This is a genomic window from Allobranchiibius sp. GilTou38, assembly GCF_017565325.1.
GTDB classification, from domain to species: Bacteria; Actinomycetota; Actinomycetes; order Actinomycetales; family Dermatophilaceae; genus Allobranchiibius; species Allobranchiibius huperziae.
The window spans coordinates 428,717-452,125 of sequence record NZ_JAGEKN010000006.1; the positions used below are offsets into that span (position 1 = coordinate 428,717).

Below are 23,409 nucleotides of genomic sequence, written 5' to 3' on the forward strand. Positions count from 1 at the left end.
CTCGGCGCTACCTGTGTCACGGTCGAGCGGTGCGCGATACCCGGCATACGGAAAGCGGCCGACCCCCGAAGGGATCGGCCGCTTTCGAGAAGTGAAGGTGGCGCGCGTCAGTTGGAGCTGTCGTAGCTGATCTGCGGGCTGTACTTCTGCGGCTGGGTGACCGAATTCTGCTGCGCGACGAGCCCGAAGATGGCGAGCAACGCCAGGATCACGCCGAGCAGACCGCCGCCGATGTTGTAGGCGAGCTTCTTGTTCGTAGCGTCCATGTCGTGAGTCATTCCTTCTGACGTCTCGGCCCTGCACCCGTGCCCTGCAGGAAGTCTGGGCACATCATAACCACAGAGGGCTCAGTCAGGTAACTCTTCGGTAACCATGCTTCGGCGCGTCGCGACCGCCTCACCCGCCAGGAGCAACGGCGTGACCGCCAGGCCCGCGAGACCGAGGTATCGCCACGCACCGTGCCGAGCCGACCCGCCCTGATGGTCAGGGTCGGCTCCGAGATCGTAGAGGGTCAGCCCGGACGTACGGACGACCACGGCGCCGCGCATCTCGGTGGGCAGCGCGGTGTCCGCGCTGGTCGGCTGGTCGGTCTCGAGCAGCACGTACCGCACCCCCGCGGCCTGCAGGGCGGCGTGTACGTCAGCCCGCCGCTCGAGGGCCCGGGTGATCAGGGCGGCGTCCGCACTCTCGCCGCGCACGATCCGCGAGGACAGCGGCAGGTCGTCGTTGACCACCACCTGCCGGTCCAGCAGCCGCTGCCACGGGTCGAGCACGACCTGGTCGTGGTCGAACGCGTACCGCCGGTACAGGGTCCAGGGGAAGACCGCGACGGCACCGGGCGGCAGCGCGGCCAACCGGTCCTGCACGACGGCGTACGACGCGGGGTAGCGCACCGCCGACCACGAATCACCCTGGCCCCAGGCCAATCCGGTGAGCACCACCAGGGGCCACAACGCGAGCAGCGTCGCGACACCGACGGCCGCGCCGCGGTCTGCGCCGACCCCCCGCCCGAGGTCGCGCACCTTCTCGGCCAGCAGGCCCGCGCACACCGCGACGAGCAGCACCCACACCGCCACGAACTTCTGCGAGTCGCGCAGCAGGCCGCCGCCGGGAAGATCGGTGACCGCGGCGGTCACCAGGTCCCGACCGCCTGGCAGCGAGCCGGCGCCGGCGACGAGAAGACAGATCACCCCGGCGACGGCGAGCCCGGCGTACGCCGGGGAAGCCCGCCAGGCGCGGGACCACGCGGCGTACCCCACGCAGACCAGCACCATCAGCAGTGCGAACCCGCTGACCAGCGCCGACGAGCGCCCGGACGTCCAGGTGCCGGCGTTCCAGATCCCTCCGCCGGTCAGCAGGGAGCCGAACACGCCCCACGAGGTGTCCGACCGCGCCATGAACGCCGTCACCCCCGCCGAGTCCGCGGCGCCCGTGGAGGCCGACGGGGCGAGGAAGAGGAAGGGGAACCACCACGGCGCGTTGGCCAGCACGAACACGCCGACCGCCCAGGCGGTCTCGCGGCCGCGACGAACACGGCGTACGTCGGGCGTTCCCGGCCGGCCAGGCACCAGCAGCACGGCCAGCGTCACGAGCAACCCGAGGATCGCGCCGGTCGACCCGGTGAGGGCGGTGACCACGGTCCAGACCCCGAGCCGCAGCCGACCGCGACGGCGGCCGAGGCGCACGTCGGAGGCCGCCGACAGCAGGAACGGGAGCGCGGCGTACCCGAGCAGGAACCCCCAGTGGCCGATGGCGAGCCGCTCCGCCAGGTAGGCGTTCCAGCTCGCGAACAGCGCCGCGGCGCCCGCACCGAGCCGCGAGGACATCAGCCCGCCGACGCCGGCACCCACCCCGACGAAGACCAGTAGCAGCAACGCCTTCTGGACGACCCAGCCGGGCACCACGTGGGAGGCGAGTGCGACGACCAGGTCGTTGGGCACGGCGCGCGGGACGCTGCCGTCGACGCCCAGGGTGCGGTCGGACAGATCCAGCCGCGGCACGAAGACCATGTCGTAGAAGAGCAGGTAGCCCGGTCGCAGCGCGGGGCCGAGGGCGAGCAGCCCGCTCAGCAGGCCGACGAGCGCGCCGACGCTGCGGACGCCGAAGCGGGGACGCGCCGCCGCGGGAGGGGTCACCGGTGCTGCGCCTCGACCGAGGCGAACGCCTCCCCCATCCGGGCACACTGCGTCGGCAGGTCGTGCTCGGCCAGCATCCGGGCCCGGTTCGCGGCCCCGACCTCCCGGGCGCGCGGCAGGTCGGTGAGGAAGTGCAGCAGCCCCTGCGCCAGCTCGTCCACGTCGTCGTCGACCAGCAGGTTCAGCGGCTGCACGGCCTCGTCGTTGGTGCCGCACCGGGTGGTCACCACGGGCAGACCGCACGACTGCGCCTCGAGGTAGGCCAGGCCCAGCTGCTCGGTCCATTTCCAGGTCGCCCGGGGCGCGGTGCAGAACACCGCGGCCGAGCGCAACAGCTCCGCGACACCGGCGGCGTCCAGGCTGCCGCGCAACTCCACCTGCCCGGGGTGATCGCGTGCCTCCTGTTCGACACGTTCGCGCAGCGGACCGTTGCCGGCGACGACCAGACGCGCCTCGGGGACGGTGCGGCGTACGAGCGCCATCGCGTCGAGGACCCGGTCGATGCCCTTGTTCTCCGCGAGCGGGGAGGTGAACACCACGACCGGTTCGACGGCCGGCTGCGGCGCGGGTGCGAAGAGCGTGGTGTCGACGCCGGGCTTGACGACCTGGATCCGGTCTTCGTGGAAACCGTTCTCCAGCAGGTGATCCCGAGCGGCGTCCACCATGCACAGCAGCAGGTCGGCGCCGCGGCTGGCGTGCACGGCCTGCCGGTAGGGCGGGATCTTGTAGAGCGGCTGATCCGGCAGGTTCTCCCAGGTGATGACGGCCTGCAACGGGCGACGCGTGCCGCGCGAGCGCCAGCGAGCCGCCTGACCGGTGACCAGCGAGCACAACTCGAGACTGGTGACCCAGTCGTACGCCGCCGGGTCCTGATCCCCCAGCCCGCGCACCCACGCCAACGCGCCGGCCTCGACGAAGCGCTTCACCGGGCGCCGGTAGGTGCTCGGCACCCACTCCATGTCGCCGACCGGCCGCTGGGCAGCCAGAGCCGTGACCTGCGTCCGGGGCATGCGGGACATCCAGTAGAGCTCGCGCCTCGCCCGCTGGTCGGGCAGCGACACCCAGAGCAGGCGACGGCTCACACCGTCGCCCCGGCGCGGCCTGCCGTACGACGGTCGCGACGTCCGCGGCGCGCACCGAGGGTGTAGCCGACGACCTCCAGCCCCCGCAGCAGCACCATCCCGGCGGCGTGCGCCGGATCGCGGACCAGCAGGCCGCGCGCGTCGACGTACGACTTGACCAGCGCACGTCCCTGCGCGCCGACGGCTCCCCCGTGCTGACCCTGGAGCGCGGGGATGCTGCGACCGTAGTAGTAGCGCTTGCGCAGCACGTCGGGCACGGTGAGGTGGCCCTCGTCGTGGTCGACGAGGACGTCCGCCAGCTCGATGCGGGCACCGGCGGCGTGCATCCGCAACCGCAGATCGGCGTCCTCCGGCCCGGACATGTCGAGCCGGAATCCGCCGTCGTCGATCAGGAAGTCGCGCCGCACCAGCCGCGGGTTGTGCAGCCACGGCTGGGTCAGGTAGCACTCGCGTTCCAGTGCCCGACACGCGGTCCAGAAGCCGTCGCCGATGGTGCGTTCGGGCAGAGCGACACCGACCGCATCTGTGTCACGCGCGGTCCGCACCGCCGCCGTGATGCTGTCCGGGGGCAGGATCATGTCGCTGTCGAGCCACAGCACCCACTCCCCTCGCGCCGCGGCGATGCCGGTGTTGCGCTGCGCGGACCGCTCGGGGCCGGCGGTGATGACGCGGTCGGCGTACCGCTCGGCGATCCGGGGGGTCGCATCCGTGCTGTGGTTGTCGACGACGATCAGCTCGACATCGACATGGGTCTGCGCCCGCACCGACGCCAGGCAGGCGTCGATGGTGCGCTCGTTGTCGCGGGTGGGGACGACGACGGAGACGAGTCCGTCGACGTGCTCAGTGCTGGTGTCCACCGGTGAACTCCGGTTCCTTGTCCTGGGCTGGGTCGTGGGGCGTGCGGGTGGGTGTCGGCGGCGGCAGGTAGTCCCGCAACGCACCGGTGAGCGCGACGAGCAGCCCGGCCGCGCCGAGATAGTGCGGCCAGAGACTGACCGCGACGGCGTCGGCGCTCACCTGACCGATGAGCCCCTTGGCCCACAGCACGATCAGATACAGCACCACGGACGCTCCGACCAGCGCCACTCCGGCGGTGATGAGCCACTCGGAGGGCAACGGGGCCCAGCGCAGCACCGCGACCAGCACCAGGGCGGTGACCAGGCCGGCGTACCCCAGGAAGAAGGTGGCCGCAAGCACCAGCGCGATCTCGACACCCACCCGGCTCATCGGGCCGGGCCACGGCCCGGCATCGCCGTGCGGCACGCCGTCCGCGCTCGCGGGAGCTCTCGAGCGGACATCGTCGTGCGCTGCCTGGACGGGTTCCCGACCTCGCCCCCAGGGCGCATGCCACCGGAGTACCAGCGTGGGATCCCGGTCTGCCGCAACGAGGGTGCCTGCGGTGTCGGTGGCGGGCTCGTCGTCGTCCGACTCGCCCGCGCGCGCCGCCTGGAGGCGGCGCCGTACGGGGCGCCAGAGGCCCGTCGCGAGCACGATCGCTGCCAACAGCACCAGCCCCGACACCGCGAGGGCCACGTCTGAGGCGCGCTGCGGGCCGTAGCGGATCCGGATGTCGTAGGTGCCGCCGGACGGCAGCTTCCAGCCGACCGAGTACCCGTCCAGGACCACGGGCTTCCCGAGGTCGCGGCCGTTGGCCGTGGCGTGCCACCGCGGGTCGTAGCTCTGGCTGATGACCACCGCGAACGCCCCGCTGGAGCGCACCCTCAGTGACTTGGCGGAGGCGGAGTTGTGCACGTCGGTGACCGTGGGCGCTGCGGGGACCGCCGCGCGGGGCGTGCGGGTGTCGGTCAGGGCGACCGAGTCGAGCGTGAATCCGGGCGCCTGCTCGATCCGCCGGGAGCCGGCCTGCAGCGAGGTCCGCGCGCAGCCGGTCCACCGGGTCCCCTCGTCGGAGGGACCGGCGAGGACGGACGTCGTGGGCCGCATCCGGATCGGCTGGCCGTCGATGGTGGCCACCGTGAGGCAGCGCGCCCCACTGCCGTCGACCTGGTCGAGAGGGCCGGCGCTGCTCATGCGCATCGAGATGCCCGTGTCGATGCTGGGGAAGCGTGCCGGCAGGCCCTGCGGCGGGGACGTCGCGCCGGTGAAGGTGATGCGGACCGTCCGGCCGGTCACCCGCGGGAAGGTGACGTTCGTGGTGCCGTCCTCGGTGAGCGCGGTGGTGGCGACACGCTTGCCGTCCACGGTGACGACCGCGGAGGTGGCCCACTGGGTGCGTGTCGCACCCGTGGTGCGGTCGCCGGTCGCCGGGCTCTGCCGGATCGAGACGGAGTCCACCGAGCGGGTGGGTCCGGCGATCTGCCACCACGAGCCCCGCACGCCGTTGCCCGGGACCCACGCCGTACTCGCCGCGTTCGTGCCGGTGTCGGCGGCTTGAGATGCCCGCTGGGCAGGATTGTCGAAGTAGAACCGGGAGGAGGTCGCCTGCACGTCGGTGGAGTAGCCGGCGACCCGGTCGTACACCGGCTCCAGCGGCCCGTCGACCCGTACGTCGGCCGCGGTGGTGAAGGTGCGCGCGTCCGGGAGGGCGACGATCCGGCGCAGCCCGGTCTCCTCGTCGTCGGCCGTCGACGCGGTGCCCTGCAGGCGGGTCAGCAGCACCGAGAGGGGCGTCCGGTCGAACTCTGCCCGCCCGGCCGCGTCGAGCTGCGCGTACTGGTTGGTGAAGGTCGTCGGGGTGCGCGCGGTGCGGACGGCGAGCGGCCCGGGCATCTTGATGTCGGATATACCGACGAGGTTGTAGCCTCCGCCGCGCTCGGAGTCGACCGTGACCTTGACGCTGCCGACCGGCGTGTTGCCCATGGCGAACGACGCGTAGCCGGTGTCCGGCATCCGCTGGGTCACCGAGCGACCGCCCGCGGTCACCGTGAGTCGGTCGATCTTCGAGCGGCCCACATCGGCCTGCTCGATGCGGATGGTGCCGAGCGGGATCGGGGTGGGTTCGGTGACGGTGAGGCTCTGGCCCTTCGCGCGTCCGAAGTCGCCGAACAGCCACGCGGTGGACGGGTCGCCGTCGAGTGCGTTCTGTGGGGCGGCGTACGGCAGGTCGAAGAACGTCCCACCCTCGGACGTCGCGCTGACCTGCGCGCCCGAGGGCACCATCACGGTCTGGTCGTCGGTGTCCGTGCCCAGGGCACGGGTGCTCGCCGGCGTCTGCGCGGCCGTGAGGAGCGGACCCTCCCCGTTGCTCAGGCGGTTGGTGATGGCGGCGCGTCGCGCGTTGGTGTCGGTGATGATCAGCCGGTGCTCACCGCCGAGCACGGAGGTCATGTTGCGCGCAGAGATGTCCTGGGCGTACTGGAACGACGGTGCGGCGCTGAGCAGCCCGGCCGCGGACAGCTGCGCGATTCCGGATCCGTCGCCGGCGACGACCAGCGAGTTGTCGGTGCGTTCGGCCCGCACCGAGTCCAGCGGATCGACGACGGCGTACCGCTGCAGCGGCGGCAGCTGGTCCTCGCCGTACGCCTCGGGGTTGGTGCCGGGGCCTTCGGTGTATTCGCCGTCGAAGCCGTAGTTGTGCACGCCGAAGAGCCCGGGGTCGGACGCCAGCACCTTGGCCGTCGTCGAGGGGCGGGCACCGCCGGCGTCCTCCCAGTCGATGTCGTGGCGCAGCAAGATCGTGTCCGCGCCGAGGTAGCGCGCGTACGCGGACATGGCTGCGGGAGGCACCACGCCGTTCTGCAGGGTGTCGTTGAGCGCGGTGAGGTAGTTGGCGCCGGGCGCGGACGCGTTGGGTGTGGTCTCCGGGATGATCACGTCACGGCGGAAGAGGGAGTTGGCCACATCGTCGGGACGTTGCACGGTCCATCGGTACGACGGCCGGGTCTGTCCAGGCAGGAACAGCACCGAGGCGTTCGGGTCGCCCTTGTCGATGGCGGACGCGGCCTGGTGCCAGTAGTCCGGGATGTCTATCGGAGACAGGTAGAGCCTGTTGGTGAGCGCCGGTGAGACCCAGCCGGTGACCAGGATGACGGCGAGCACCGCGGCCAGCGGCGCCCAGAAGTCCAGGTGCGCGATCTTGCGCCAGACCGTCCGCGCCGCGAAGCCGAGCGCCAGCGCGAATCCCAGCGCGAGCAGGGCGCCGATCTTGTTGGTCGTGCGGAACGCCGCCATGCCGGGCAGTTGCAGGAAGCCCACGACGACATGCCCGAACGGCGAGGCGGGAGCAGCCTGCGCGGGGAACGCCCCGACCTCGATGATCGCTGCGACGGCCGCGAGCCCGATCACCAGCCCGCGCAGCAGACCGCGGCACCAGCGCAGCGCCAACAGGCCGAGCACGGGCCACAGTGCGGTCAACACGATGATGTACGGGCTGGTCAGGTACGACGCGTACTGGCCCTCCCACGGTCCGTTGGCGTCGTGCCCGTAGAGCGGCCACAGCCCGAGGCCGCGCAGCACCTCCGGGAACGACCCGACCTTGGCGATGCCGGTGATGGTCTCGGAGCTGTCGACGATCTGGGACCCGGTGGACAGGGCGGCGGCGGCAGGCACCAGCCAGTAGATCGACACCCCGATGACGAAGAGCGCGCACTTGAGCAGCACCCGCAGGATGTCGCCCCAGCCGATCTGCCAGCTGCGACGGGCGAACACCATCAGCGGGAGCAGCGAGAACAACTGCAGGATCGGCACGACGGCGACGTTCATCCCGCTCATTGCGAAGAAGACCAGCCCGAAGACGGCCGGCCAGCGCCATGCCCGCGGTTCGCGCAGCGCGCGGACGAAGACCATCATCATCCAGGGCAGCAGGGCCATCGGCAGCGCGATCGCCAGCGTCGAACCGGCCTGGATCGTGTACGGGTTCGCGACGTAGAGGACACCCGCGGCGAGCCCCGCCCACCGGTCCGCGCGCGGTGAGATCGACCGCAGCAGCCGGCTGGCGCCCCACGCCGTGAGCGCCCACAACGCGAAGTGGAAGATCCGGTAGGTCGTGCCCGCGCTCAGACCGATCGCCCGCAACGGCGCCAGCACCCCGAGCACCGGGACGAGGCCGACGTTGAAGTTGGGTGCCCCCAGGTACGGCGTGCCGGTCCAGGAGGAGAGGTACTGCCGCACCATCGACCACGGCGCGAGGTACACCTCGGGTTTGATGTCGGTGTAGAAGTGGCCGTATCCGTTGAGGAAGACCACGAGCGCCAGCACCAGCAGCAGCGCCGCGACGGAAACGGCGTACCTCAGGTCCGACCGTTTGACGGTGCGCAACATGACAGGCACTGCGGGTCGGCGCACGGGGTGAGAACTTTCGCGGACGAGGGAGGTGCTTCGGGTCTGGCCGGGCGCAGCGGACCTCAAGGGGGAGGTGCGGCGGCCGGGAGCTGTTCGGACTGCGAGCAAATATAACCCGTGGGTAACCTGGGTCACGTTCGCTGCGGCGCACCGTACTCAACTCCCAGCACGAAGGCCCCACTTGTGACGATCGATGCCAGCACGCCCGACGACGGGCGGGATGCGCAGCGGTCGGTGCGGCCGGCCACCGGGGCGAGCGCCGTGCTGGGCGCTCTGCTCGGCATCGCGATGGGCGTCTCGAACGCTCTCGGCTATCTGCTGGTCCTGATGCTCTCGCGCACCCTGGGTCCGGAGGATTTCGGCGGATACTCGGCGCTCAGCACCTTCGGCGTATTGCTGGCGATCCCGGCCGGCGCGTTCCAGGTCGTCATCGCCCGCCGGATCGCCGGTAGCGCGCGGCACGAGGTCACGACGGGACTGCGTCTCGCGTCCGGCGTGTCGGTCGCGCTGTTCGCCGCGACATCGCTGCTCTCCCCCGCGCTGCGCGATGTCTTCCACCTCAGCTCGGCGTGGTCCGCGGTGCTGATGGGACTGATGCTCGTGCCGATGACGCTGACGGGGTGCTTCCAGGGCGTCCTGCTCGGCAGCCATCGGCTGCGCGCACTGTCTGCGCTCTACGTCGTGACCGCCGTGACGCGGCTGATCGCCGCCCTGGTCGCGACGATCGAGGGCTTCTCGGTCGTGGAGGTCTTCGCCGCCATGTTGCTGGCCGCGGTCGCCACCGCCCTCGTCGGCGCAGCGCTCTGTCGCGCCGAGCTGCGCGGCATCGCCGGCGGCGGGCACGGCCTGGCCGCGGAGATGCTGCGCTCCAACTCGACCCTGGCGGCACTCACGGCCCTCACCAGCATCGACGTGCTCCTGGCCCGGCACTTCCTGTCGCAGCACAACTCCGGCGGGTACGCGCTGGCCTCGACTTTCGGTCGGGCGATCTGCTGGGGCACGCAGTTCATCGCGCTCATCGTGGTGCCCCGGATGCGGGGCGCCGGCGCCACCCGCACCCTGCTCAAGGCCAGTGGGCTCGTGCTCGGGATCGGCCTGGTGGGCCTCGCGGTCGTCAGCATCAGCCCGTCGTTCTGGGTGCGCGTCGCAGGCGGCGGCCAGTACGCCGATTACGGGCACGTCGCGCAGGCCTGCGTCGTGCTCGGGATCGCCTGGGCGCTGGCGCAGATCTGGCTCTTCTCCGAGATGGGCGCCGGGGAGCACCTGCTCGGCGCGCTCACCTGGGGCGCCGTGGTAGTCGAGGCGCTGGCTGTCACCCTGCGCTGGCACGACAGCGCCGTGCAGATCGTCACGGTGTGCACGGTGTGCGCCATGGCGATCGCCGTCGCGGGACTGGTGCGGGTGCTGCTGCGCCATCAGAGGCGACTGCCCCCTCTGGACGAGGAGTCCGTGGTCCTGACCGCCGATCGCGCGGGAGCCTGACGGCCCAGGTGTCACCGACACCCGCGACAGGTCGCGGTCACGCCGGGGGCCCTGAGACGTGGTCAGGTGCGCACGCGCGTCGTCGGGCGAAAGATGTATACCCAGTAGCGGTGTTCGCCGGTGCCCGCGATGCGCAAAGCCGTCGGGGTCCTCGCCGGCACATCGGCGGCCGGGAACTTCGCAGAGCTGGCGATGTAGACCCGCACGGCGTCGGCGGGTGCGGTCGTGTACTTCCGAAAGTCCCAGTACTCACGCTGATTCCCGAACGAGGCGATGTGGGGGTGCATGCCCTTGCGAAGGAATCCGTATCCGAACGCCCACCCCAGGTCGTACGAGGCCCCGATGGAGTCGCCCTGGAGCACGACGCTGGCGTGGGTACCCCCGAGAGCCTGCACCTTGCGCTGGACGACGGGGAGGGCCTGATGCGCGCGCCGACCGATCTCAAGGGTGCCCGCGTCGTCGCCATGTGGGACCACCACCACCGAGGCGGCCAGCAGAACGGCAAGGACCGGCAGTACGGCACCTCTCGGCCAGGCCGACCACGACGGGGCGCGAGAACGGGCTGGACCCGATGCGTGGAGCAACCGCAGATACCACCAGACCTCCAGGACCAGGGTGGCCGAGGCAAGGGACCAGACCACCGGCACTTGAACGTATTCGTAGCTGACCAGGCTCAACGGGACCAGTCGGCTCAGCCCCACGGCGAAGACACACAGGCTGAGGTCCAGCAGAAGCGCCCACCAGGCCAATGCCCGGGCGCGGCGAGCGTCGAGCTCTCTGCCCAGCCATGGCACCACGAGTACTCCGACCGCGATCAACACGCCGAGCAGGAGACCAGCGGAGAAGGACTGCGGGTCGCCGAAGGCGATATGGAGGGCCCGCTGATGGGCGTGCTGCATGCCGCCCGCGAGGTCCAGGACGAACGGACCCGACGACTGCAGACCGATCGGGGGCGACGTGCTGTCGGCTCCGAGATACCGCACGAACTGCTGCAGGTTGTTCGGCCGGTCGATGAACAGCTCGATCAGCGATGGGAGCCACAGCAGTAGCGCGAGACCGGCAGCCGCCGCGAACTCCCGGTAGTGGTGCACAGCATTCTCCCGTCGCCAGCCCCGCAGAGGCCACGGAGCTTCGCGCCGACGCCACCAGCGAACGAAACCGGTCCCCAGCACCAGAACGATCAGGACCACGGCCATCGGGACGTTCCCCAGGTGCGGCTGCGTCGATAACGACAATGCGAGCACCCACGGCACCACCATCGTGTAGCGCTCGAGCAGGACACCCCAGGTCGACAACAGGAGCAGGGGCAGGACGAGGACGGGCGGGTATGGGTTGAACGGTCGCGCGAACAAGCCGTCACCGACCTGTAGCGCGGTCAGGAGCCAGGCGACGGCGACCGCGGAGGACATCGCTACGCCACCGAGTCGCCGTGCGACCCCCAACGCGGCGAGGGCGCACCCCGCACTGATCGCCGCTTCTCCAACCACGAGTGGGATTCCACCCTTCCCGAGGAGCAGGAACGGTGCCATCACGTAGTAGAACAGCGGACCAGGGTGATGGACCTCGACGCCGACGATGCTGACCGAGGTGGAGTGCGCCCCCTGGACGGGCCAGTGGCCGGTGTAAAGATCCCAGGAACTCATGGCGGTGTACGCATCGTCGTTGACAGGGTAGAAACCGTGCAGCACGAAGTTGCCCGCAGCCACGAGCACCGGCAGCAACACCAGGAGGTGCAGCGCGCGATACCAGAAGCGCAGAGCGCGACGGCTGAAGAGCGGTTCCACCCTCACCGCGCGTACGCGGCTTCGCCCACCCCGGTGCACAGCCCACTCCCCCAGCCGAATCGGTCCTGGAGCCTCCCCGGCTCCAGGCGCCACGAACGTCCGATGCGTGTCCAGGCGTTGTGTGAGCCTAACCGCACTACCGCCCGTCGAGCGTGCGGCGACCAGGCACCGCAGCGTCAGCCGCACACCGACGACCGGCAGGACGCTCCGATCCGGGACGAGGGGTCACTCCTTGCCGGCGATGGCGCGGGATCGTCCGAGCACGACCTTCGCAACTGCCTTCAACGGTCCGGGGAAGACGCCGGCCGCCTTCCACAGCCCGGTGTTGAGCTTGTCCTGCACCTGCGTCTGATAGACCCGCAGGGCCTCGTCGGACCGGGACAGGCCGTGCGCTGCGTTGGCCGTGCGCTTAAAGACCAGGGCATGGAGCCCGTTGGACCAGCGCGGATCGTCGGCGTGCGCGGCATCCCAGGTAGCAGCGATCGTCCAGCCCGGGTGACGGCGCAGGAACAGACGGTGCGCCCGCTGGACCACCGGCCAACTCGCGTCGTCGACCAGCACGAGGGCCTCATCTGCCAGCAGCGGCTCGGCCACCGCGAGGGCGAGATAGTGCGCCAGGAGCGTGTGCTCACCGTCGTAGAAGTAGACCCCGACCGGCTTGGTGACCGTGCCGAGCTGCGCCATCAGTCGGAAGCAGTCGCCCTCCAACAGGTGCACCGCCGCGTCCCCGGCGTAACGCTCGAGGTTGTCCTCCAGCTCGGCGCGAGCCTCCTGGCCGGCCATCCCGAACTCCAGGAAGTTCTCCATCACGAAGAAGTCCTTGGAGGCGTTGCCCTGCACCGCCGCACACAGCGAGCGACCTTTGAAGGTGCCGACCTCCAAGTAGGACTCGTCGTCAGGGAGGACGGATGCCGCGACGTTGAGGACCGCGAGCTCGTTGGGCCCGGTGAACCCGGTCACGTCCTGGGCGATCTGAGCCCACCGGGGGTCCACTGGATCGGTGTCCTGGGGTTCGCCCGGAAAGGCGTGCTGAAGTTGCGTGAAGAATGCGGTGGTGTCCATCGACTGCTTTCGGCTGGAGCGACGTACGCCGCCGGATGCAACTGGGCCAGCTCGGTTTACTAGTGGGTAGGAAGATAACCCGGAGCAGCGGAATTTCGCGCTTGTTCACCCCGACGCCGTGTGTCCGCCACCGGGAAGCGGGCGGCGGGTGAGTACGCCGGGACCAATGGCCCTCCTCAGCGCAGGTCGTTCACGATCGCCGGAGCCAGCCAGCTCCAGATCAGTTGCGCTCCACCCTGGGTGAAGTGGACACCGTCCTGGTAGAGCGTGGTCCCGTTCATCACGGGGTGGTAGCCGGTGGCGCACAGCCGGGAGCTGAGGTCCAACAGGTGCACGCCCCGGGCCTGGTGCTGGGCGACCCATCCGGAGATCACTCCGTTGATCCACGTCGTATCCAGCACGATCGGCGCGCTGCCGAGATTCTGTTGCGCCGACACCGGCAGTGTCTCCGGGTGCAGCACGCGGCACGGCACGTTCATCACGTCCAACTCCCGTGCGCCCGTCCGCTCGTAGGACGCGAGCAGCGCGTCGAGACTGCCCAGCACGGCGCTGCGTACCTGAGGCGATCGGGGCGGCGCCTTCCGGCCGTCGATCTGCAGCGGCAGCGTGAAGGCGAGTCCTGCCGGTGCCAGCACGACATCGGCTCCCGCGGACCGAACCTGGCCGGGCCACTGTTGACGCCACGACGGGCAGTGCGGATCCTCGGCGATGACCTTGCTGCCGAGCACCACGGTCATCGCGGTGAAATCACACCCGCCGTACGCGGCGTAGCGCAGCAGGTCGAAGCGTGGATATCGCGCACCGACGAAACCGTCGGCGATGGAGGCGGGGATGGAGTCGCCGACGATGGCCACCTTGACCGGCTGGGCGGGGGCGGCATAGGTCACCCCCGGGTCCAGCGGGGTGCCGTCCCAGGTCGAGGCGTCGGCGGGTGGCAGGACGAACTGGGCGACCAGGGCCACGACCGCGACGGAGGCGGCGACTGCAGGACCCGCCCAGGTACGGCCGCGGCGGATCAATGCGCCGAATCCGTACTGCATCTCCGGGATCTCCAGCAGCCGGTAGGAGGCGACCGAGACGCACCAGGTGACCAGGAACTGCACGGCGCCCTGCACGGCGACGGGGGCGTGCGGGACGTGCAGCCACAGGCTGATCGGCCAGTGGTAGAGGTACATGCCGTAGGAGATCTGCCCGAAGTGCACGAGCACCCGGTTGCCCACGATGCGGTTGATCAGCAGGTCCCTGGTGTCCAGTGCGCTCACGCCCATGAGTGCCGCGAGGATCGCGAAGACGAGGAGGCCGCCATCGCGGAACACCCAGACGCTGGCGTCGCCGAGCACGAAGAAGGCCGACACCGAGGCGATCGTCCCGATGATGCCGAAGGTGTTGGCGATGCCGCGCGGGATCTCGCGACGGCGTACGCCGCGCACCTTGGTGTGCAGGAACGCGACGGCGACGCCGACCAACAGCGCCTGCGATCGCACGTCCGTGCCGTAGTAGAGCCGGCTGAAGGTCGCCGTCGACGTGCCGACCAGATACGCCGTCCATACGGCGCCGAGGACGGCGAGGGCGGCGACGGCGCCGGCCCGCACCATCTTGCGGCGCGAGACCAGATAGAGGAGCCCGATCAGGGCCGGGACGAAGAGATAGAACTGCTCCTCCACGGCGAGCGTCCAGACGTGCCGCAGCGGCGAGGGCGCGTCGAAGAGGTCGAAGTACTGGTCGTTGCGGGCGATCAGACGCCAGTTCAGCCAGAAGGTGGCCGTGGCGAACGCGTCTCCGGCCGTCCGCGCCCGGTGGGATTCGTTCCCGTCGAGTGCGGTGTGCGCCAGCACGGCCAGGACCAGGACGGTCATGGCCGGCACGATGCGCCGCGCGCGGCGGACATAGAACGCCCACGCGTCGAGAGAGCCCGTGCGCTCCCGCTCCTTGATCAGCATCGTGGCGATCAGGAAGCCGGAGAAGACGAAGAAGTGGTTGATGCCGATCCAGCCGCCGACCAGCTGGGTGACGCCGAAGTGGTAGGCGACGACGAGCAGGATGAACAGGCCGCGGTATCCGTCGATCGCCCGCCGGTAGCCACGGCCGCGCCGATCCAGGTCTGTGCTCAGGGCAGCGCGGACGGTGCGCACCACGTGGGAGTCGGCCAGGGCAGCCATCCCTACGCACCGCTCCCGGACGTGCCGGCTGCCGCGCGGATCCGCGGTGCGAGCCAGGTCCAGATCATCGGCGCCGCGGCCGACGTGAAGTGCACCTGATCCCGGTAGAGCGTCGTGCCGTTGAGCTCCGGCTGGAAGCCGTGGCCGCACAACGCGCCGTACAGGTCGATGACGTGGGCACCGTTGCGGGCGGCCCACTCGGTGATCAGCGCGTTGAGCGCGACGGGGTCGGTCACCTGTCGCGCGGTCTGCTGGGAGTGCTCGAACCAGGGCTTGAAGTCGGTGGGCCACCGGCTGACGTCCGGCTCCCGGCACGGGACCGTCACCACGCTGACGGAGCGCACGCCCGCGGCCAGCGCCGCGGTCCGGTAGGCGGTGAGCGCGGCATCGATCGAGGTGCGGTACGACGCGTCGTCCAGGCCGACGGCGTCTCCGCCCGGCCCGGCGTGCGGAAGGGCCAGCGTCAGGCCACCGAAGACGACGAGCTCGGAGGCGCCCGATCGCCGCAGCAACGTCTGCAGGTCACGCTTCGTGGTGGTGCACTGCGCGGGCTGGACCGAGACGGCCCGGTCGGCGTAGCGCGCGTCCACCAGGTCGCATCCCGGCGAGGCCAAGTTGGTGAGTCGCAGATCCGGGTAGGTGCCCGGACGCTTCTGCTGCACCAGCAGATCGGGCACCGAGTCGCCGAAGATCGCGACCCTGGTCGGCGTGGCGGCCGGTCGGTACGTCGGGGTGCCGGGCACCAGCATCGGCACCGGTCCGTTGCCGGAGGCAGGTGCGGCGCCCGCGGTGAACGCCAGCACCACGACCGCGGCCAGGGCACCGGCGACCACCGCGCGTGCGGTGCGCAGGGACGGGATCAGCGCTCGCACCCCGCCGCGAAGCACCGGGCGCTCGATGAACCGATACGACGCCGCGGCCAGCGCGAGCGTCAGGGACATCCCGAACAGCAGAGTCGGTGCGGTGCCGATCCCGGGATGAGCCCGCTGCAACCACAGCAGCACCGGCCAGTGCCACAGGTAGAGCCCGTAGGAGATGCGCCCCAGGTAGGCGAACGGCCGCCAACCGAGCACGGTGCGCAGCAGGGAGCGTCTTCCGTCCGCGCAGGCCAGGACCAGGGCGGCGGATGCCAGCGCGAAGAGCAGGATGCCGCCGTCGTCGTACATGAAGGGCTGGAAGGAGGAGACGCCGAGGTAGGCGTAGATCATCGCCGCGAGACCGCCCCACCCGAGCACCGCGACCAGGGGCGCGGACAGCCGCACCTGTTCGGACCCGTGACGGCGTAGCCCCGTCGCGAACGCGAGAGCTGCTCCGACGCAGAGCGCCTGGGCGCGGGTGTCGGTGCCGTAGTAGGCGTGGGTCTGGGCCGCCTCGGTGGCCACGCCGATGTGGGCCGTCCACACCGCGCTCACCAGTGCGAGCACGAGCAGCACCGCGGCCTGCACCTCGCGACGGCGTGCCCATCGCACCAGCGCGAGCACCACCAGGGGCACGAAGAGGTAGAACTGCTCCTCGACCGACAGGGTCCACGCGTGTCGCAGGAAGGAGGGGTTGAACACCCCGAAGTACTGGTCGTGTCGCAGGATCAGGTGCCAGTTCTGGACGTAGAACAAGGTGGCCAGGATGTCGCCGCTTAACGGCGTGCGTACCTCATCGGGCGCGATGAAGGTGCCATAGACCCCGAGGGCGACCAGCAGCAGGACGAGGCCGGGCAACAGCCGCCGTGCCCTGCGCCGATAGAACCCCAGCACATCCAAGCGCCCGGACCGCGCCAGCTCCTCGATGAGCAGCCGGGTGATCAAGTAGGCCGACAGCACGAAGAAGAGGTTGATCCCGACCCAGGCGCCCTGCAGGAACGTCGCCCCGAAGTGGAACGCCATGAAGAGCACCATCGCCGTGCCGCGGACCCCGTCGAGGGCGGGCGAGTAGCGGTAGAGGGTGCGGCGGGGCATCAGGAGGCGAGGGTCATCGGGATGGGCGCGTCAGGTGCCTGACCCGCCATCAGCGCGTCAGCGACGGCCGCGCGGACCGTCCAGCTCGTCGTACTCGTCGTCGTACTCGTCGTCGACGTCGACGCGTGCCCTACTGCGGTCGGCGAGCCGGTCGCTGAAAGGACGCCGTAGAGAGCGGTGCGGTTCTTCGTCGCCAGGCGACTCGTCGTACTCGGAGTCAGCGGGCACGCTGTCCGCTGCTGGCCGACGGTCACGGGCGAGCGCCGAGCGGCGCGGGGCCGGTGATGCCCCACCGGTGCGGGCGACCGTCGAGCCCCTGGGGGCCGGTGAGCCTTGGGCCTCGTCATCGGCGGCGACGGCGTGGCTCGTCCTGCGGGAGTTGTCACGCCGGCCACGCGGCGGCAGATCCTCCGCGTCGTCGTCGTACCCGTCGTCGAAACCGGGGCGCGGCTTGCGGGTGCGGGTGGTGGTGTCGAAGCCGAAGAGTGCCGCACCGACGCCGGCGAGCACGATACCTGCCGCGCCGAGGGCGATGGCCCGGTAACGTGCACTGTCGTCGACGGCCGAGCAGTAGGTCTTGCCGAACGAGTCGTTGTTGGGGCTGAGAGCAGTGCCGCAACCGAAGTTGGGCCCGGACCTGGACGTCACGCTCAGCGGTACCACGGCCACGTAGATAGCGGCGATGATGAGGGCGAGGCCCACCAACAGCGACACCTTCGTGCCGGTGCGGGGAACGTAGAGGGTGCGGGTTTCGCCGGACTCGGGAGGCATGTCGGGAATAGTAGCTGTGTCGTACGTCACCTGGTTACCAATGGGTATCTATAGTCGCGGTACGTCCCGCATCACGCCCAAGACCCGAAGGAAGTGTCCCGTGCCGCAGCAGCTGGACGGTCGGTGTGCACCATCGCGGACGACGCCGTGGCCCCCGCCCGCACCCTGCGCTCGACGGACCCCGGGCATCGGATGAACCCACGTCCCGATGTGTACGCCGTCGTCCTGGCGGGCGGTCTCGGTAGCCGGCTCGCACCGCTCACCGACAACACCCCCAAACCGCTGCTGCCGGTGGCGGGCGAGCCGGTGGTCGTCCATCAGCTGCGCTGGCTCGCCGCAGCCGGCGTCACACGGGTCGTGCTCACCACGTCGTACCGGGCGGAGCAGTTCGAGCCCGCGCTCGGTGACGGCTCGACGTACGGCGTGCGGCTCGACTACTGCCACGAGGACCAGCCGCTCGGCACCGGAGGGGCGCTCGCGGCGGCGGCCGACCGGCTGGCGTCCGCGCCGGGCGACGCGCTGCTGGTGCTCAACGGCGACCAGCTCACCGGTCACGACGTGCGACGTCAGCTGTCCCTCTTCGACGACGCGCGGTCGCAACGGGGCTGTGTCGTGAGCATCCATGCCCGGCCGGTCGACGACGCACGCGCGTACGGGCTGCTCTCCGTGGACGGGCAAGACCAGGTGGTCGGGTTCGAGGAGAAACCCACCGAGCTCATCGCGGGGATCGTGAACGCCGGCACCTATGTGCTCGACCCCGCCTGCCTGCAGGAGGTGCCGCGCGGCGAGCCGGTGAGCTTCGAGCGCGACGTGATGCCGGGGCTGCTGCGCGACGGTGCCGTGGTGACGGCGTACGTGCAGGACGCCTACAGCATCGACGTCGGCACGCCGGCGACCCTGGTGGCGGCGTCCCGGGACGCGGTGCTGCGCCACGGACCTGCGCTGATCGATCCGGGCGCGACGGTGGACCCGACGGCAGCCGTGGTGGGCGGCTCCTGGGTCGGTCCCGGCACTCACATCGGCGCGGCGGCCGTGGTGGACGGCAGCATCGTGATGACCGGAGCCGAGGTCGGCGCGGGCGTGGTGGTGCAGCAGTCGGTGATCGGCCAGCGCGCCCGCGTCGAAGGGCCGATCATCTTGCAGGACAACGCGATCGGCGACGAAGCCGTCGTGGAGGCCGGCCACGGACCGGAACCGGGCGACAGTGTCCCGACCGGCGTCACCCTCCCCCGGCCCTGACCCTCACCGCATCGAGCGGAGGGGTCGTTACCCTCCGCTCGATGCGGCGGCAGGCTCACCAACCGCGCTCGGCCAGCCGGTGCGGCTCGGGGATCTCGTCGACGTTGATGCCGACCATGGCCTCGCCGAGACCGCGGGAGACCTTGGCGATCATGTCGGGGTCGTCGTAGAAGGTGGTGGCCTTGACGATGGCCTCCGCGCGCTGCACCGGGTTGCCCGACTTGAAGATGCCGGAGCCGACGAAGACCCCCTCGGCGCCCAGCTGCATCATCATCGCGGCGTCCGCCGGGGTGGCGATACCGCCCGCGGTGAAGAGCACGACGGGCAGCTTGCCGAGGCCCGCGACCTCCTTGACCAGCTCGTACGGCGCCTGCAGCTCCTTCGCGGCGACGTACAGCTCGTCGTCCGCCAGCGTGGTCAGGCGGCGGATCTCGGCGCGGATGGTGCGCATGTGAGTGGTGGCGTTGGAGACGTCTCCGGTGCCGGCCTCACCCTTGGAGCGGATCATCGCCGCGCCCTCGGTGATGCGGCGCAGCGCCTCGCCCAGGTTGGTGGCGCCGCAGACGAACGGCGCGGTGAACTCCCACTTGTCGATGTGGTTGGCGTAGTCGGCCGGGGTCAGCACTTCCGACTCGTCGATGTAGTCGACGCCCAGGCTCTGCAGCACCTGCGCCTCGACGAAGTGCCCGATGCGCGCCTTGGCCATCACGGGGATCGAGACGGTCTCGATGATGCTGTCGATCATGTCCGGGTCCGAGGCGCGGGACACACCACCCTGCGCGCGGATGTCGGCGGGCACCCGCTCCAGTGCCATCACCGCGACGGCGCCGGCGTCCTCGGCGATCTTGGCCTGTTCGGCGGTGACCACGTCCATGATCACGCCGCCCTTGAGCATCTCGGCCATCCCCCGCTTGACGTGGGCGGTGCCGGTGCGGCCGCCACCCTCAGGCTGGGTGTCGGTGGTCTGCGAGGTCATGACGACTCCTTGTGCGGGGGTACGACGGATGGTCTGCGACCAGCGTACAAGCGGCGCGAGGCCGCAAAGTGCCACGCGCGCGTCGATGACCGCTATCGGTCACGACAGGTTGTGGTCAGCGCGGCGGACGCGACAACGGGAGTACGTGCGCGCCCGATCGGGCGCGTACTCCCGATGCGCGCGGGCTCAGTCGGTCTGCGGGATCCGGTCGTCGAACTGCACCATCTGCGGCAGATGCGTACGACCAGCGAGTCGGAAAAGACGCACGACGGGCTTTGCACGCACCCGGCGCACGTCGCGCACGGCGTCGTCGTGGAAGCGGCGCGCCAGCTGCACCCGCGCGCCCGCCTGCTGCACCAGGTGTGCGTACTCCGAGACACCCTCCTGCACCACGGTTTCCGGCGTCAGGACGGCCAAGAGCGTGATGGTGAGATCCGTCTCGATCGTGGCCCGCTGCTGGTCGACGCCATGCTCCTGCACCTCCGAACTCACCTCGGTGGCGTCCGACGCGTCGAGGGAGGAACCGGCGGCGTCCGCCAGCAGCATCGAACTCGCGGGGTCGAGCAGACCGGAGTTGGCCAGCTCCATGCTGGTCTCGGCGCGGCGTACGAGCTGGGCGTCCAGGGCCGACAAAGATCCCTCCACCCGGCCGTGCAGACGGTCCAGCCGAGCGGCGCTGTAAGAGAGATACCACGCGATCAGCGCGAGCACGGCGACCGCGATCGCGATCCAACCCCACGGATACATCAGCGCGTTCCTCGACGGCGGGCGACCAGCCGCCGCGGCGACGCGACCGGGACACCCGCGGAGACGACGGTTTCGTAGACGTTCATGACCTGCGACGCGACCCGCGACCAGTCGAACTCCTGGGCCCGCGTCGTCCCCGCCGCGCGGTAGGACCGGCGCGCGTCGGGATCGGCGAGCAGCGAGAGAGCCTGTCGGGCGAGGTCTTCGGGGTCGCCGGTGGCGAAGAGTCGCCCGTCGGCCCCGTCGCGCAGCACCGCACGGAACGCGTCCAGGTCGCTGGCGAGCACCGGCGCGCCCGCGCTCATGGCCTCGATCAGGATGATCCCGAAGCTCTCGCCACCGGTGTTCGGTGCGACGTACGCGTCGGCCGAGGCGAGCAGGCTCGCCTTCTCCTGGTCGGTGACGGAGCCGAGCATCTCGGCGGCCGCCGCGACCCGGTCCGGTACGCCGTGCAGCGCCTCGCGGGCGTCGCCCGGCCCGGCGATCAGCAGCCGCAGACCCGGCCGCGCGTCCAGGAGCCGCGGCATCGCGTCGAGCAGCACGGGCAGACCTTTTCGCGGCTCGTTGATCCGGCCGAGAAAGGCCAGGGTCGGGCGTTCGGGGGTGCCCTGCCACCAGGGCGCGTGCGGCGCGGCGGCGAACGGCTCGACGTACACGCCGTTCGGGATGACCACGGCGTCGCCACCGAGGTGCCGGCGCACGGTGTCGCGCGCCTCCGCCGACACGGCGATCCGGCCGACCACCTTCTCCAGGCCGGGCTGCAGGATCGGCTGGGCGGCGTGCATGACGCGCGAGCGCATGGTGGCGGTGTGGAAGGTCGCCACGAGCGGTTGCTCGGCGGCCCACATCGTCAACATCGAGAGGCTGGGACTGACCGGTTCGTGCACGTGGATGACGTCGAAGTCTCCGCGCTCGACCCACTTCGCGACCCGGGAGGCGGTCACCGGGCCGAAGAGCAGTCGCGCGACCGAGCCGTTGTAGGGCACCGGTAGGGCACGGCCGGCTCCCGTGACGTACGCCGGCAGCGGCGTGTCCTCGTCGGCCGGCGCCAGCACGCTCACCGCATGCCCCTGCGCCAGGTAGAACTCCGCCAGGTCGCGGATGTGCAGCTGCACTCCCCCGGGCACGTCGAAGGAGTACGGGCTGACCATCCCGATCCTCATGGCGCCGCCCCATCGGCACGGCTCAGGTCCTCCACGAAGACCCGCTGCATCATGTGCCAGTCCTGCGTGTGCTCGCGGATCGTGTCGCCCAGGGCGTCCGCACACTGCTGGGTCATGGCGGTGATCTTCTCGCGATCGGTGCCTTCGGCAGGCACGATCACCCGCGGCCCGAAGTCGGCGACCACCCGCTGGATGGCCCGGCCCGGCAGCTTCTCGTACGTGACGCTCAACGGGTAGAGCGCGGCGCCGGTCTCCAGCGCGAGGCGCGCGGGTCCGGCCGCCATCCGCGCGGGATGCCCGCACAACTGCACCTGCACGCCGCGGGAGGTGAGGTCGCGATCGGACAGCAGCGGCACGAACCCGCCGCCCAGTACCGCAGCGACCAACTCCGGGTACGGCTCGGCCCCGCCGGTGAGCGGCAGGATCCGGATGCCCAGGCTGGCGCGGTAGTCGACGAACTGCTGGAAGAGCGCTTCGGGTTTCAGTCGCTCGGCGACCGTGGTGACGCGGGCGAAGTTGCGGGTGGCCCACGCCCCGCACATGTCCCAGTTGCCCAGGTGAGCGAGGAAGAGGATCACCGCGTCCCCGCCGTCGAGGATCCGCTTCGCCTCCGGCCCGTTGCCCGCGAGCCGCAGCATCTGGTCGATGTCGTCGCTGCCGGCGACCTGCTCCAGACGGAACGCGTCGCACCAGTAGCGGAAGTAGGACCGCATGCCCAGCCGCACGAGCGCGTCGAGCTCGTCGTCGTCCAGCTCCGGGCGCACCTTCGCGTAGTTGGCGCGCAGCCGCTGCACGTCCTTGCCGCCGCGCGCGGTGATGCGGTCGGCGATGCGCTCGAACATGGCGTACGCCGCCCGCTCGGGCATCCGTCGTACGAGCGCCCACCCGGCGCGGAACCCCGCCAGCGTGAGCCGGTCGGTGAGGTTCACTCCACCCTCGGGGTGCTGCTCTCCCCGGTCGGGCGGGCGGCAGCGGGAGGCGTCTGCGCGGACAGTGCCTGGGTGCGCACCGTCAGCATCCGCTGCAGCACCGTGACGAAGCTGAGCACGGCGAGCACCGCGAGCGTGATGCCCTCGACCCAGTTGCCGATCGCGTTGCCGTCCTTGATCAGGTTGCCGATACCGACCAGGCCGGTGATGACCAGGATCGATACCAGACGGTCGGCGCGTTCGGCGATGCCGACGTTCGCGGTCATCCCGAGGCCCTCGGCACGGGCCTTGGCGTAGGACACGACGCTGCCCAGGATGAGGCAGGCCAGGGCCAGCGTGGCGATGAGGACGTTGTCGCCCCGGTCGGCGTAGTAGAGGACCAGGCCGCCGAAGATCGCGGCGTCGCCGAATCGGTCGAGGGTGGAGTCGAGGTAGGCGCCCCAGTTGCTCGACCGGCCGAGCTGGCGGGCCATGTTGCCGTCGATCAGGTCCGAGAAGACGAACGCCGTGATGAAGAGCGTGCCCCAGAAGAACTGCCCGATGGGGTAGAAGACCAGCGCGCCGACCACGACGCCGAGCGTGCCGACGATGGTGATGGCGTCCGGGCTGATGCCGCACTTGATGAAGAAGCGGGCGGTCGGAGTGAGGAGGGTGGTGAAGAAGGCGCGCGCGAATCGGTTGAGCATG

The 23,409-nt window shown here is 70.6% G+C and carries 17 protein-coding genes; 2 read left to right on the plus strand and 15 right to left on the minus strand.

Going from position 1 to position 23,409, the window contains the following annotated elements; translation table 11 throughout:
* Window positions 1-107: 107 nt before the first annotated feature.
* From JOB34_RS07130 to JOB34_RS07150, 5 genes are all read right to left on the minus strand, one after another.
* Window positions 108-266: a hypothetical protein gene (locus tag JOB34_RS07130; RefSeq protein WP_179480988.1), complete on the minus strand. Its 159-nt coding sequence runs from the start codon at window positions 264-266 to the stop codon at window positions 108-110.
* A gap of 81 nt (window positions 267-347) precedes the next feature.
* Window positions 348-2,135, minus strand: a complete 1,788-nt coding sequence (locus JOB34_RS07135; RefSeq protein WP_208052029.1) for a hypothetical protein — start codon at window positions 2,133-2,135, stop codon at window positions 348-350.
* Window positions 2,132-3,217 (minus strand): glycosyltransferase family 4 protein, encoded by a 1,086-nt coding sequence (locus JOB34_RS07140; protein WP_347813764.1) that lies wholly within the window; start codon window positions 3,215-3,217, stop codon window positions 2,132-2,134. Before JOB34_RS07140 ends, JOB34_RS07135 begins: the two co-directional genes overlap by 4 nt.
* On the minus strand, window positions 3,214-4,074 hold the full coding sequence (locus JOB34_RS07145; protein ID WP_208052030.1) for a glycosyltransferase: 861 nt from the start codon (window positions 4,072-4,074) through the stop codon (window positions 3,214-3,216). Before JOB34_RS07145 ends, JOB34_RS07140 begins: the two co-directional genes overlap by 4 nt.
* Window positions 4,058-8,437 carry an alpha-(1->3)-arabinofuranosyltransferase family protein gene (locus JOB34_RS07150; RefSeq protein ID WP_208052031.1) on the minus strand — a complete coding sequence of 1,460 codons (4,380 nt, stop codon included), beginning with the start codon at window positions 8,435-8,437 and terminating at the stop codon, window positions 4,058-4,060. The genes JOB34_RS07145 and JOB34_RS07150 overlap by 17 nt, the downstream gene beginning before the upstream one ends.
* Window positions 8,438-8,641: 204 nt before the next feature.
* Between JOB34_RS07150 and JOB34_RS07155 the strand changes: the two genes are divergently transcribed.
* On the plus strand, window positions 8,642-9,940 hold the full coding sequence (locus tag JOB34_RS07155; protein WP_208052032.1) for an oligosaccharide flippase family protein: 1,299 nt from the start codon (window positions 8,642-8,644) through the stop codon (window positions 9,938-9,940).
* Between the two features lie 62 nt (window positions 9,941-10,002).
* On the opposite strand, the gene JOB34_RS07160 is transcribed toward JOB34_RS07155, so the two are convergent.
* From JOB34_RS07160 to JOB34_RS07180, 5 genes are all read right to left on the minus strand, one after another.
* Window positions 10,003-11,730, minus strand: a complete 1,728-nt coding sequence (locus JOB34_RS07160) for a hypothetical protein (protein ID WP_208052033.1) — start codon at window positions 11,728-11,730, stop codon at window positions 10,003-10,005.
* A 219-nt stretch (window positions 11,731-11,949) separates the two neighbouring features.
* A complete protein-coding gene (locus JOB34_RS07165) occupies window positions 11,950-12,786 on the minus strand; it encodes a class I SAM-dependent methyltransferase (RefSeq protein ID WP_208052034.1) in 837 nt (278 codons plus the stop codon).
* Window positions 12,787-12,962: 176 nt separating this feature from the next.
* Window positions 12,963-14,945, minus strand: a complete 1,983-nt coding sequence (locus tag JOB34_RS07170; protein WP_208052035.1) for an acyltransferase family protein — start codon at window positions 14,943-14,945, stop codon at window positions 12,963-12,965.
* Window positions 14,946-14,947: 2 nt separating this feature from the next.
* Window positions 14,948-16,897 carry an acyltransferase family protein gene (locus JOB34_RS07175; RefSeq protein WP_208052036.1) on the minus strand — a complete coding sequence of 650 codons (1,950 nt, stop codon included), beginning with the start codon at window positions 16,895-16,897 and terminating at the stop codon, window positions 14,948-14,950.
* A gap of 57 nt (window positions 16,898-16,954) precedes the next feature.
* A complete protein-coding gene (locus tag JOB34_RS07180; RefSeq protein WP_208052037.1) occupies window positions 16,955-17,668 on the minus strand; it encodes a hypothetical protein in 714 nt (237 codons plus the stop codon).
* Between the two features lie 123 nt (window positions 17,669-17,791).
* Between JOB34_RS07180 and JOB34_RS07185 the strand changes: the two genes are divergently transcribed.
* A complete protein-coding gene (locus JOB34_RS07185) occupies window positions 17,792-18,907 on the plus strand; it encodes an NDP-sugar synthase (RefSeq protein ID WP_208052038.1) in 1,116 nt (371 codons plus the stop codon).
* 55 nt (window positions 18,908-18,962) lie between these two features.
* Here the strand turns inward: JOB34_RS07185 and pdxS are convergent, their stop codons facing one another.
* The 5 genes from pdxS to pgsA form a co-directional block, all read right to left on the minus strand.
* The gene (gene pdxS / locus JOB34_RS07190; protein ID WP_208052039.1) at window positions 18,963-19,883 is read right to left on the minus strand and encodes a pyridoxal 5'-phosphate synthase lyase subunit PdxS; all 921 of its coding nucleotides are present in this window, start codon (window positions 19,881-19,883) and stop codon (window positions 18,963-18,965) included.
* 186 nt (window positions 19,884-20,069) lie between these two features.
* On the minus strand, window positions 20,070-20,630 hold the full coding sequence (locus JOB34_RS07195) for a hypothetical protein (RefSeq protein ID WP_208052040.1): 561 nt from the start codon (window positions 20,628-20,630) through the stop codon (window positions 20,070-20,072).
* Window positions 20,630-21,793, minus strand: a complete 1,164-nt coding sequence (locus JOB34_RS07200) for a glycosyltransferase family 4 protein (protein ID WP_208052041.1) — start codon at window positions 21,791-21,793, stop codon at window positions 20,630-20,632. The genes JOB34_RS07195 and JOB34_RS07200 overlap by 1 nt, the downstream gene beginning before the upstream one ends.
* On the minus strand, window positions 21,790-22,722 hold the full coding sequence (locus tag JOB34_RS07205; RefSeq protein ID WP_208052042.1) for a phosphatidylinositol mannoside acyltransferase: 933 nt from the start codon (window positions 22,720-22,722) through the stop codon (window positions 21,790-21,792). The genes JOB34_RS07200 and JOB34_RS07205 overlap by 4 nt, the downstream gene beginning before the upstream one ends.
* Window positions 22,719-23,408, minus strand: a complete 690-nt coding sequence (gene pgsA / locus JOB34_RS07210) for a phosphatidylinositol phosphate synthase (protein WP_208052043.1) — start codon at window positions 23,406-23,408, stop codon at window positions 22,719-22,721. Before pgsA ends, JOB34_RS07205 begins: the two co-directional genes overlap by 4 nt.
* Window position 23,409 lies beyond the last annotated feature (1 nt).

Coding starts and splice junctions, on each gene's coding strand:
- JOB34_RS07130 (WP_179480988.1), bottom strand. CDS start 266: ATGGACGCTACGAACAAGAAGCTCGCCTACAACATCGGCGGCGGTCTG.
- JOB34_RS07150 (WP_208052031.1), bottom strand. CDS start 8,437: ATGTTGCGCACCGTCAAACGGTCGGACCTGAGGTACGCCGTTTCCGTC.
- JOB34_RS07165 (WP_208052034.1), bottom strand. CDS start 12,786: ATGGACACCACCGCATTCTTCACGCAACTTCAGCACGCCTTTCCGGGC.
- JOB34_RS07170 (WP_208052035.1), bottom strand. CDS start 14,945: ATGGCTGCCCTGGCCGACTCCCACGTGGTGCGCACCGTCCGCGCTGCC.
- JOB34_RS07175 (WP_208052036.1), bottom strand. CDS start 16,897: ATGCCCCGCCGCACCCTCTACCGCTACTCGCCCGCCCTCGACGGGGTC.
- JOB34_RS07180 (WP_208052037.1), bottom strand. CDS start 17,668: ATGCCTCCCGAGTCCGGCGAAACCCGCACCCTCTACGTTCCCCGCACC.
- pdxS (WP_208052039.1), bottom strand. CDS start 19,883: ATGACCTCGCAGACCACCGACACCCAGCCTGAGGGTGGCGGCCGCACC.
- JOB34_RS07195 (WP_208052040.1), bottom strand. CDS start 20,630: ATGTATCCGTGGGGTTGGATCGCGATCGCGGTCGCCGTGCTCGCGCTG.
- JOB34_RS07200 (WP_208052041.1), bottom strand. CDS start 21,793: ATGAGGATCGGGATGGTCAGCCCGTACTCCTTCGACGTGCCCGGGGGA.
- pgsA (WP_208052043.1), bottom strand. CDS start 23,408: ATGCTCAACCGATTCGCGCGCGCCTTCTTCACCACCCTCCTCACTCCG.